Below are 9,740 nucleotides of genomic sequence, written 5' to 3' on the forward strand. Positions count from 1 at the left end.
CGTCGAAGGCTCGGGTCGCCGTCTCGACGCTCGTGCCCGCCGCCCCGGGCTTCCTCCCATGGCAGCGACGGTGGCTTGACCGCCCAGAACACCAGGACGGCGAAGGGGCAATTCAGTGCAGGGAGTGCCACTCTGGCTAAGCCTGCCTGTTCCTCCTTCACCCTGGACAAGGGGTTGTGGATCAGGGGGTTCTGGTGAGGGGGAGGCCAGAGAGGAGGTGCTCACGGAGGGTGGATCCACGGATGCCGATCTCAGGGAAGTCGTCGGGGCTGACGGCGCCCTTGATCAGTAGTTCGGGGACCAAGAGGCTGGTCAGCGGGGCATCGGGCGTCGGGTCGACCAAGCCGCCGATGGGAGCCGTGGGCAGGTCGAGGTAGGCGGGGGCGAGGGTTCTGCCGTGGAGCGTGCCGGCGACCAGGTCGGGGCAGAACTCCCTCCAGAAAATCGCCACCGTGGTGCGCAGATCGCCGTGGATCATCACCAGTTTGTCGGTCATGTCGCCGACGAAGGTCTCCGCCGTCACGTGGCCGAGCACGATCAGCTTCGTGTCACCCGCCAGGTAGATGTTCCTCGCCCGCAGGTCCCCCAGGACGACCAGCGCGGCGGCGCCGTCGTCCACGTTGACGATGTTGCCCTCTACGGTCAGATCGCCGTCCACGACGTATCCGGTGGCCGCGTTGGGCGTGTCCGTCCGCCACGGAGTCCGCTCGTGCTCGTTGAGGGGGAGTTCTCCGGTCACCGAGGCCGGACCGGGCACCAGGATGTACTCCTCCTCGTACAGGTTCTCGTACGTCCCCTCCGGCAGCCTCCGCCGCTCGAACAGGTCCACCGCGTCGTCCCACGCAAGGTAACTGCTTCGCATGCGCGCGACCGTAACACTCACCCCCGACAAACCTCCGGGAGGCTTCGATGCCCAGCAGGGGGAGCGTCCGGGCTCGCTGTGCCTCACAGGTGTTGGCTGCGTGCCAGAACTTCGTCGATGGCTTTCTAGGTTCTGTCCGGTCAGCGCCCGGCGCGGTGTCTTTCTGCCGCATTCCGGCCGCACCCGAGCAGGAGAAGATGATCAAATTCAACTCTCTGCTGGCCAACTGCGTGATCTTCCACACCGCGCTGGACATGACCGACGTGCTGCGCCAGCTGCTGGCCGAGGGCTGGCAACCCGAGAAGGGCAAGGACATCACCGCCGCCGACATCGCGCAACTGTCGCCCTACCTGACCGCGCACATCGGCTGGTTCGGCCTGTATGCCACCGACGTACTGCGTCTACGCCCCGACGACTTCGACCCCGACCTATCCCAGATCGACTTCGGGGGAGGCGCAGTGCGCGGCGTCACCGGCCAGGGCCACGCGGCCTTTGGATCAGGTGTCGGTGCGCACCTGGAGGATCTCCTGGGAGTAGAAGAACGGGCTCGTCTTCATGCCCTCGACGAAGCGCTCGGTCTGCCATCCGGCGTCGCGGAACCTGTCGGCCCAGAACTCCTGCTGGCGCTCGACGGGCTCCCGGTGGATCGCCGAGGCTTCCTCGGAGCCCTCCCGCATCACGAAGTACACCTGCGTCTCGGTCAGGTTGTGGCTGCGATGCATGATCTGGCGACCGCCCGGGACCATGTAGGTGTCGCGGATGTTGCTGTCGGACGCGATGCGCGGGACGAACCAGTAGGCCATGTGGATGCCGACCCGCCAGTACGGGTCGAAGCCTTCCGGGAGGATCGCCCGCCGGATGTGCGACCCCTGTCCGTCCGCGCCGACCAGGAGGTCGAATTCGCCGGACGACCCGTCGGAGAAGTGCGCGACGACCTTGCGCACGTCCTGCTCGAAGCCGTCCACGCTCAGGCCGAAGACGTATTCCAAAATCTATACGCGGCGTTCAACGGGCGCCGTCTCGTGCGGAGCTGGAGCGGTACTTCTTCCTGGATGACTCGGATCTGGAGAAGGTGCAGGCCAAACGGCGTGCGCACAACCTGCTCAACACGCGGTATATGGACGCCGCGGTGAACCAGCTGCGCGCTGACGGCTTCGATGTCCGCGACGAGGACGTCGCCCGCCTCTCACCGTTCGTACGGCACCACATCAACATGCTCGGCCGCTATTCGTTCCAGCTCCCTGGGCTGCCGGGCGGCCTGCGCCCGCTGCGCGGCAAGGACGCCACCGACGACGAGTGATGCGGCAATGCCGTACGGCATCATCGGCTCGTCGTGGTCGTGACCATCTTGATCAAGGAGTACCTGCTGGTCAGCGACCCAGAAGGGGTTCCGGGAGCTGTCTCGCCCGCCGGGGCCGTGACGGCTTCGCGGACCCGCCCGTCCCGTGGGCGGCCCGGCACGCCCTCTGCCGGCGCGGAGGTCGGCAGTACACGGAGTCGCGGCGGTGCCCGTGGGCGGGCGGCGGTGGGGTGTGGGGGGCGGCGGTCAGGCGGTGTGTCATCAGGGTGACGGCGGCGATGGAAGGCGCGAGAGGGTCATAGCCGTGTGGCCGTGCGGATCAGCCCGGCGAGGGCGAGGGAGCGGCTGTGCGCGGGCCAGGCGATGTGGGTGACGACGGGGGGTGCGTCGGTCAGGGGGACGGCGGTGTGCTCGGCCCATAGCCAGGCGCGGGCGGAGTCGGGGAAGACGGCCACGGTGCGTCCGAGGGCGATCAGCTGGGCCAGCTGCGTCTGGTCGTGGATCTCGGGGCCCGGGCCGGGTGGGTAGGTGCCGTGGCGGGACCAGCGGGCGAGCGGAAGATCGGGGATGTCGCTGACGTCGGCCAGGGACAACGTCTTGTGCGCGGCGAGGGGGTGCCCGGCGGGCAGGATAGCGATCTGCCCCTCGGTCATCAGTTCCTCGCTGTCGAACCCGGCGAGGGAGTTGAACGGCGCGTGCATGAGCGCCACATCAGCGCGGCCATCGCGCAGCATCTCTTCCTGCTCACACGTGCCGCTCGGCAGCACCTCGATCTCGGCGGCGTCGGGCTCGGCCGCGTAGGCGTCGAGGAGCTTCTGCAGCAACTCGTGGGACGCGGCGGCCTTCACCGCCAGCACCAGGCGGTTGCGGGGGCCGCCCGGACTGTCGGCGCCACCGGCGCGACGGGTACGGCGAGCGGCGGCGGTGGTCGCGTCGAGAGCTGCGCGGCCCTCGTGCAGCAGTACCTCTCCGGCGCCGGTCAGGGAGACGCCGCGGCGGTTACGTTCCAGCAGGGAGACGCCGAGGCGCCGCTCGAGCTGCTGGATCGCCCGGGAGAGCGGTGGCTGGGCCATGCCGAGGCGCTCGGCGGCGCGGCCGAAGTGCAGTTCCTCGGCGACGGCCATGAAGTACCTCAGCTCGCGGGTCTCCAGGGTGTCCATGGCCACAGCGTACCTGTGATACCTACCGGGTATGACAGGACACTGTATCGGTGTTGGATGCGCCGCTCGTTCGCGAGCGAGCATCGACGGCATGAGCGAAACGAAGATCGCGCTGGTGACCGGCGCGAACAAGGGAATCGGGTACGAAATTGCGACCGGGCTGGGCGCCCTCGGGTACCGCGTGGGCGTGGGAGCCCGCGACGAGGTCCGCCTTGAGGTCGCCGTTGAGAAGCTGCGCGCCGCCGGGGTGGACGCGTTCGGGGTGCCGCTGGATGTGACCGGCGACCAGAGCGTCACCGACGCCGCGGAATTGGTCGAACGGCAGGCCGGGCGCCTGGACGTCTTGGTCAACAACGCCGGTATCTCAGGAGAGACGGGGCCGGGGTGGATGCAGGACCCGACCACGCTCGACCTCGACGTGGTCCGTACGGTCGTGGAGACCAACGTCATCGGTGTCATCCGGGTGACCAACGCGATGCTACCCCTGCTGCGGCGCTCGACGTCGCCACGCATCGTCAACGTCTCCAGTGCCGTCGCCTCCCTGACCCGGCAGGCGGACCCGGACATCGAGATCGGCCCCATCATGGCGGCCTACTCGCCGTCGAAGTCGTTCCTCAACGCCGTCACCGTGCAGTACGCCCGGCAGTTCGCCGGTACGAACATCCTGATCAACGCCGCCTGCCCGGGCCTGGTCGCGACCGACTTCACCGGCTTCCATGGACCCCGCACTCCCGAGCAGGGCGCAGCCACACCGATCCGGCTCGCCACGCTGCCCGACGGCGGCCCGACCGGTTCGTTCTTCGAGGACGACGGCGTCATCCCCTGGTGACCCCGAACCTGTCGTGATCATGCCGTAAGCCCTGGCGTGCTCGACGCGACCGTGGATACCGAGGCCGGTGGCGTGGGGTACTACCACTCCCAGTCCGACAGACCGTCCGCCGCACGCTGACCACCAGGTCGTGTGGTCAGCGTCGGCTGTCGCCGGGCGCGAGCAGGCTCGTGACCTCGGCGATCGCCTCCGCTGAGGGATGGAAGTACTTCCGTACGTTCTCGGGCTCCTTGTGCCGGGACTTCGCCATCAGCATCAGCAGGCTCGCCCCCGCCTCGCCGAGGTGCGTGAGCCCGGAATGCCGCCACTCGTGCAGATCCCAGCCCGTGCCGCTCTCGCCGCCGAGGGCGGTGTGCTCGTCCAGCAGCATGCGGGCCTGCCCGTACGACAGCCGGACCAGCCCGGTGTCCGGGCACACGTCGCGCGGGCTGACGACCTTGCCTGGGCCCGGCCTGCGGTGGGTGACGAACACCGGCCCCCGCGTACGGCCCTTGAGCAGGCGGGACAGCAGCCGGGCGGTGCCCGCGCCCCAGTACACCGTCTCCAGCACGAAGTCCTCGCGCACCGCGCCGCGGCGTCGGATGCGCGGCGCGGGCACCCTTCACCTTCACCGGGGCCCGGCGCCCTGCCAGGTCCAGGTCCAGGTCCTCGATGTTCACGCCCAAGACCTCGATCGTTATCTGGGGTTGTCAAGCGAACCTGCCGGTCAGTCGCATGAAGGTCGTTAAGGCACGTCAGGCAAGTAGATCCCGGCATGCCGAGCATGGTGGGGTCCGGCGCGAAGGTATTCGAGCGCGTGGAGAGGTGATCGATCAGTGATGGGCCGTTGCGATGAGGCGTCGCAGTGCGGCGTGGGCGGGTGGGCCCCATGTGGGCTTGCCGCCTGGCCGGCCGTGGACGCCGGCGTCGCCGACGTGAAGGCCGACGAGGGCGCGGATCACGGCCCATCCGCGGGCGCGGCGCAGGGTCGCGGCCTCCGGGGCCGGCTGGTAGGCGGCATGGAAGCGGTCGGCGGTGCCGTCCGGCAGCAGAATCCAAGCGGCGGCGAGGTCGACGGCCGGATCGCCGGCGAACAGGTCACCGAAGTCGATCACGCCGCAGATGGTGCCGTCCGCGGTGAGGACGTTGGCCGGATGCAGGTCGCCGTGGAGCCAGAGCGCCGGGCCGGCCCAGTCGGGCGCGGCGGCGGCGTCTTCCCAGACCGCGCGGACGGCGTCCGGGTCGGGGATCAGTCCCAGCTCGGTGGCCGAGGTGAGCTGCTTGGCGACCCACTCGGAGGAGCAGGCCAGCGGCCCTCCGCGGCCCCGGCCGGCGGTGTCCACCTCTTCGGGGGCGGGTTGGTGAAGAGCGGTCAGGAAGGCGGCCAGGGTGGTGGCCGCCTCCGCGCCGCGCGTGACGGGGGCGCGGTCGGCGGGCTCGCCCGGCACCCAGGTGGTGACGATCCAGGGGCGCGGAAACCGCGCGGAGGGCTCGCCGAGGCGTTGCGGGACGGGAACCGGCAGAGGAAGGCTCGGGGCCAGGGCAGGCAGCCAGGTGTGCTCCTTGCGCAGCAGCGCGTCCGCGGACTCCGTCGCCCAGGGCAACCGGACGGCGAGGTCGTCGCCGAGCCGCCAAATCTGGTTGTCCCAGCCACGCGCGCCGAGACTCACCGGGTAATCGGCCAAGTCGGGATGCTGGTCACGCAGCAGATCCCGCACCAACTCCGCGGTGACCTCGATCTCGGTATGCGTCATGCGGAGCAACACTAGCCGGATGGGCGGCCCGCGTTGAGGAGTTGATCCCGCATTGGGCGGGGATCGTGGTCGAGGCCGTGGAACACCTGGCGGGGACGGTGACGTTGCGGGCCCGATGCCGGGCAGATACGGGAGTGCGTCCGCACTGCGGCGTTGTCTCGGGCAGGGTGCATGACCGCTACGTTCGGCGACTGGCTGACGCTGCGGTCGGCGGTGTGGAGACGGTGCCGGCGGTGACGGCACGGCGTTTCAAGTGCGTGAACGCCGCGCGTGCGGCGGCGACGTTCGTCGAGCAGGTGGACGGGTTGCCCCGTCCGCACGCCCGCTACACGCCGCTGCTGCGGAGGATGCCGACCTCGGTCGCGGTAGGGATGGCGGCCCGGGCAGGCGCTCGTCTGGCGGCTCGGCTCGGGATGCCGGTCGCCAAGGACACCCTGTTGCGGCTGGTGCGGTCGGTCCCTGAACCGCCGGTCGGCGCGGTGCGGGTAGTGGCGGTGGACGACTTCGCCCTGCGCCGCCGGAAACACCGACGGCGGACAGGAAATCGCGTCTGCTGTACTCCACACGTACCTCCAAGATTTTACTGGAGGCGAATCTGGAGGCGTAAGGCCGGGGGCTGCGGATCACCACCCCGCCGCAGACGCCAAGGATGAAGGCCATCTGCGAACGCGTGATCGGAACCCTCCGCCGCGAACTGCTGGACCGGATCTTGATCCTTGGCGAACGCCACCTGCCCCTGCTGCTTCGCGAGTACCTGATCCACTACAACGGGCACAGACCCTGCCAATCTCGCCACCAGCGACCCCCGGACTCCGAAACGCAGCCCGTCCGGGATGGGGCCGAACTGCGATCCGTCCCCCGAAAACCCGTCGTCACGGGCATGATCAGCGAATACCGCCACGCCGCGTAACCCCGGTTCAGACTACGAAACTCAATATTCGAGCGGTACACGGTCTGGGCCGGTAGTAGAACGGGGCCGAACACGCTGAGGTTGATCGTTTTGAGTGTGCCGTCGGGATAACGGAGGCGCAGTTCGTACAGCATGCTGTTGCCCGGCACACTGGCCAGGAAATTCGAGCGCGTTGACGAGGCCGTGGACCTTGTAGATTGCCTCCGTTACTCATCGTAAAGAGATCTCTCGTGGCCTTCATGCCTTGTCATGGCGGTGCGCGCAGCCGCCGAGGCTTATGATCGCTCTTGCACGGCTCTCGTCACCTCACCCCTTCCTCCGGAGTTCGAGCACATGGCTGATCCTCTGATCCCCTGGCGCGGCGACCTAGCCGCGAAGATCCAGCCGCAGATTCCGCACGCGGCGCGGATCTGGAATTACTGGATGGGCGGCAAGGACAACTTCGAGGCGGACAGGACGGCTGGCGACGCAGTCGCCGCGGTCTACCCCGAGATCGTGACGATGGCGGCGCAGTCGCGGAAGTTCCTCATCCGGGTGGTGCATCACCTGGCCGCGGAGGCCGGAATCGACCAGTTCCTCGACATCGGCACCGGCCTGCCGACGATGCAGAACACCCACGAGGTGGCTCAGCAGGTCATGCCGCATGCGCGGATCGTCTACGTCGACAACGACCCCATGGTGCTGGTGCACGCCAGAGCGCTGCTGCGCAACACCACTCCGCAGGGTGTGACCGCCTATGTCGACGGTGACTATCACGAGCCCGAGTTGATCGTGGAGGACGCCCGCAACGTCCTGGACTTCACCCGGCCGATCGCCGTGATGTTCATGGGCGTCCTCGGTTATGTGGAGGACTTCGCGGTGATGCGCTCCATCGTCTCGCGCGTCATGGATGCCGTGCCCTCCGGCAGCTACCTCGTGCTCTGGGACGGGACCGACACGGGCGAGACGGTCAACGAGGGCAGTGAGAAGCTCGCGGAGAGCGGAGCCGTGCCGTACTACCTGCGTCGGCTCGACCAGCTGGCCGAGTGCTTCGCGGATATGGAGCTGGTCGAGCCGGGGCTGGTGCCCATCACACGCTGGCGGCCCGACACCGACGACACGCCCTGGATCGACGCGCACGGGGCTGTGGCGCGCAAGCCGTAGCCCGCTGTTCTGGGCCCCTCGCTCAGGTCGGCGCCACCAGCCGTAAAGACATCCCAGGAGCTTAAGTGTCAAGCTTTGGTGTGGTGTGACCAGGCGGTTGCCTCGTCGTAGACGAGTATTGGTCTTCAGGCATCCGTGCAGGATGCCGACGAGGCGGTTGGCCACCTGGCGCAAGGCGGCGTGATGGCAGACGTCACGGGCGCGGAGCCGGTCGTTGTGCACGTAGCGGGCGAGCGCGACCTTCTTCTTGCCCGACGCCCGGGTGATCGGGCTGGTGCCGGCGTAGTTCTTGCGTGCTTTGGCGCTGACGTAGCGGCCTTCGGCGTCGCCGAACTCTGCGAGCACCCGGGCGCACGGCCGCGGGCTGGCTCAGGTGCGCGGTGCGCAGCGCGGCCTGGATCGCGGCGGCCTTGCCGCCAACACCCCGGCGGCGAGCGTGTTTGAGCGCCGCGCTGATCTGGCTGCTGGTCAGCTTGGCCGCCGACGCGGGATCAGGGACCTTGCCCGGCAACTCCAAAGTGTCGGCCGCGGCCAGGTCCTCGAACGCCTGAAGGGCGGCGGGGAAGTAGTCGCGCAGCGCGTGCCGCAACCGCTGAGCATGGCGGGTCCGTTCCCAGATCAATGTCTTATGCGCCCGGGTCACCACCTTGATCGCCTCGGCTTCGGCGCTGTCGCCGGCGACCGGGCGCAGCTGGTGGGAGTCGGTGCGGACCATGTCGGCCGGCATGTGAGCGTCGGCCGCGTCGCTCCTGGCGCCCGAGACGCTCAGCCGTTCCCGATACCGTGCCGCCTGCAGCGGATTGACCGCCGGCACCGTGTACCCGGCGGCGACCAGCGCCTGCACCCACAGGCCGCGATCGGTCTCGATGCCGATCACCACCTCCGCCTCTTCGGCCGGTTCATCGAGCTGCTCGGCGATCATCGCGTGCAGCCTGGTCATCCCCGCCACTCCCTCGGGCAGGCAGGCCTTGGCCAGCCTGCGCCCCGAGGCGTCCATCAGCTCGACGTCGTGATGCTGCTCGGCCCAGTCATCTCCCACGAACAGGCGCAACACTTCCTCCCCCGTTTTCGACACCGGTCGATACTCAACAGCCTGTGGGAGAACCATCAGCGAACTAATCAAGCAGTGCTCACACCTCTGCGGGTGGGCACGACATCCCAGCGGCGATCAACTCTCCCGGCCGACCAGCGAGGGCACGATCTTTGCGCAGGACTCACGGTCCAGTAGCTATGAGTGCTCATCCGCTGGCGGCTGTCAGGCCCGAGTCTGCCGGAGTGACGGACTCGTTAAGAGTGATTAGTAACTCCCTGTGATGATGGTGACGGTATGTGATTCGCAGAAATGGCCAGATGTGAGAGTTCTGCGAAAGCCCCCGGAGCGATCACGTTTCCGCGGGTCGCCGTTCGCAAAAGCCCTCTCGAAACCCGCATATTGTGCGAGGCACTTCTGAGAGACTGCCACCATGGGTCTGACACCCAATCAGGCCGCATTGGCGGTAGAACGACACGACTGCCCGAACTGTGACGCGCCCACCAGCGGCGCTGCCGCACGAGGGGCGGGAAGACCGCTTCGAAGTACCACACCCCGCGCTTCGTCCTCGTGCCCGCGCTGCGCGAGGAACTCGAAGTGCCGGTACCCGCCGACCGCAGCCCCGGCCGCGCGCCGACGACACAGCTCCCTCGGCTACCAGGCACCAGCGGCCTACGCCGCGTCGTGCACACACCGATGAGTCGTCCGTTGTCGACCGCAGCCCACATGGCCACGCGCGGCAACCCCTGTGACGTAAGGTCCCGGGTGTGGAC

General features: G+C 68.4%; 8 protein-coding genes and 3 pseudogenes. 5 read left to right on the forward strand and 6 right to left on the reverse strand.

Annotated features, from left to right (window positions below; genetic code table 11):
- Positions 1-181: 181 nt before the first annotated feature.
- Positions 182-862: a polymer-forming cytoskeletal protein gene (locus ACWD3H_RS38995; RefSeq protein WP_355567055.1), complete on the reverse strand. Its 681-nt coding sequence runs from the start codon at positions 860-862 to the stop codon at positions 182-184.
- A gap of 197 nt (positions 863-1,059) precedes the next feature.
- Here ACWD3H_RS38995 and ACWD3H_RS39000 point away from each other — a divergent pair.
- Positions 1,060-1,233, forward strand: a pseudogene (locus tag ACWD3H_RS39000) (Tn3 family transposase); the annotation flags it as partial.
- 126 nt (positions 1,234-1,359) lie between these two features.
- Here the strand turns inward: ACWD3H_RS39000 and ACWD3H_RS39005 are convergent.
- A complete protein-coding gene (locus ACWD3H_RS39005; RefSeq protein ID WP_451958589.1) occupies positions 1,360-1,851 on the reverse strand; it encodes a hypothetical protein in 492 nt (163 codons plus the stop codon).
- A 110-nt stretch (positions 1,852-1,961) separates the two neighbouring features.
- Between ACWD3H_RS39005 and ACWD3H_RS39010 the strand changes: the two are divergent.
- Positions 1,962-2,162, forward strand: a pseudogene (locus ACWD3H_RS39010) (Tn3 family transposase); the annotation flags it as partial.
- Positions 2,163-2,458: 296 nt separating this feature from the next.
- Here the strand turns inward: ACWD3H_RS39010 and ACWD3H_RS39015 are convergent.
- Positions 2,459-3,322, reverse strand: coding sequence for a LysR family transcriptional regulator (locus ACWD3H_RS39015; protein ID WP_451958581.1), 864 nt, complete (start codon positions 3,320-3,322; stop codon positions 2,459-2,461).
- Positions 3,323-3,413: 91 nt separating this feature from the next.
- Here ACWD3H_RS39015 and ACWD3H_RS39020 point away from each other — a divergent pair, with 91 nt between their 5' ends.
- Positions 3,414-4,151, forward strand: coding sequence for an SDR family oxidoreductase (locus ACWD3H_RS39020; protein ID WP_451958582.1), 738 nt, complete (start codon positions 3,414-3,416; stop codon positions 4,149-4,151).
- A gap of 136 nt (positions 4,152-4,287) precedes the next feature.
- Here ACWD3H_RS39020 and ACWD3H_RS39025 read toward each other — a convergent pair whose 3' ends face one another.
- Entirely contained in the window at positions 4,288-4,749 is a 462-nt protein-coding gene (locus ACWD3H_RS39025) for a hypothetical protein (RefSeq protein ID WP_451958583.1), read from the reverse strand.
- A 214-nt stretch (positions 4,750-4,963) separates the two neighbouring features.
- Entirely contained in the window at positions 4,964-5,884 is a 921-nt protein-coding gene (locus tag ACWD3H_RS39030) for an aminoglycoside phosphotransferase family protein (protein ID WP_451958584.1), read from the reverse strand.
- A 622-nt stretch (positions 5,885-6,506) separates the two neighbouring features.
- On the opposite strand from ACWD3H_RS39030, the gene ACWD3H_RS39035 reads away from it, so the two are divergent.
- Together ACWD3H_RS39035 and ACWD3H_RS39040 are read left to right on the forward strand one after the other, a co-directional pair.
- Complete coding sequence (locus ACWD3H_RS39035) at positions 6,507-6,794, forward strand: integrase core domain-containing protein (RefSeq protein ID WP_451958588.1); 288 nt, start codon at positions 6,507-6,509, stop codon at positions 6,792-6,794.
- 333 nt (positions 6,795-7,127) lie between these two features.
- On the forward strand, positions 7,128-7,937 hold the full coding sequence (locus ACWD3H_RS39040) for an SAM-dependent methyltransferase (protein ID WP_451958585.1): 810 nt from the start codon (positions 7,128-7,130) through the stop codon (positions 7,935-7,937).
- 114 nt (positions 7,938-8,051) lie between these two features.
- Here ACWD3H_RS39040 and ACWD3H_RS39045 read toward each other — a convergent pair.
- A pseudogene (locus ACWD3H_RS39045) lies at positions 8,052-8,934 on the reverse strand (IS110 family transposase); the annotation flags it as partial.
- Between the last annotated feature and the right edge of the window lie 806 nt (positions 8,935-9,740).

Source organism: Streptosporangium sp. NPDC002607, from assembly GCF_053592655.1.

Excerpts from the sequence above, each read along its gene's own strand:
- ACWD3H_RS38995 (WP_355567055.1), bottom strand. The coding sequence starts at position 862 with ATGCGAAGCAGTTACCTTGCGTGGGACGACGCGGTGGACCTGTTCGAG.
- ACWD3H_RS39015 (WP_451958581.1), bottom strand. The coding sequence starts at position 3,322 with ATGGACACCCTGGAGACCCGCGAGCTGAGGTACTTCATGGCCGTCGCC.
- ACWD3H_RS39020 (WP_451958582.1), top strand. The coding sequence starts at position 3,414 with ATGAGCGAAACGAAGATCGCGCTGGTGACCGGCGCGAACAAGGGAATC.
- ACWD3H_RS39030 (WP_451958584.1), bottom strand. The coding sequence starts at position 5,884 with ATGACGCATACCGAGATCGAGGTCACCGCGGAGTTGGTGCGGGATCTG.
- ACWD3H_RS39040 (WP_451958585.1), top strand. The coding sequence starts at position 7,128 with ATGGCTGATCCTCTGATCCCCTGGCGCGGCGACCTAGCCGCGAAGATC.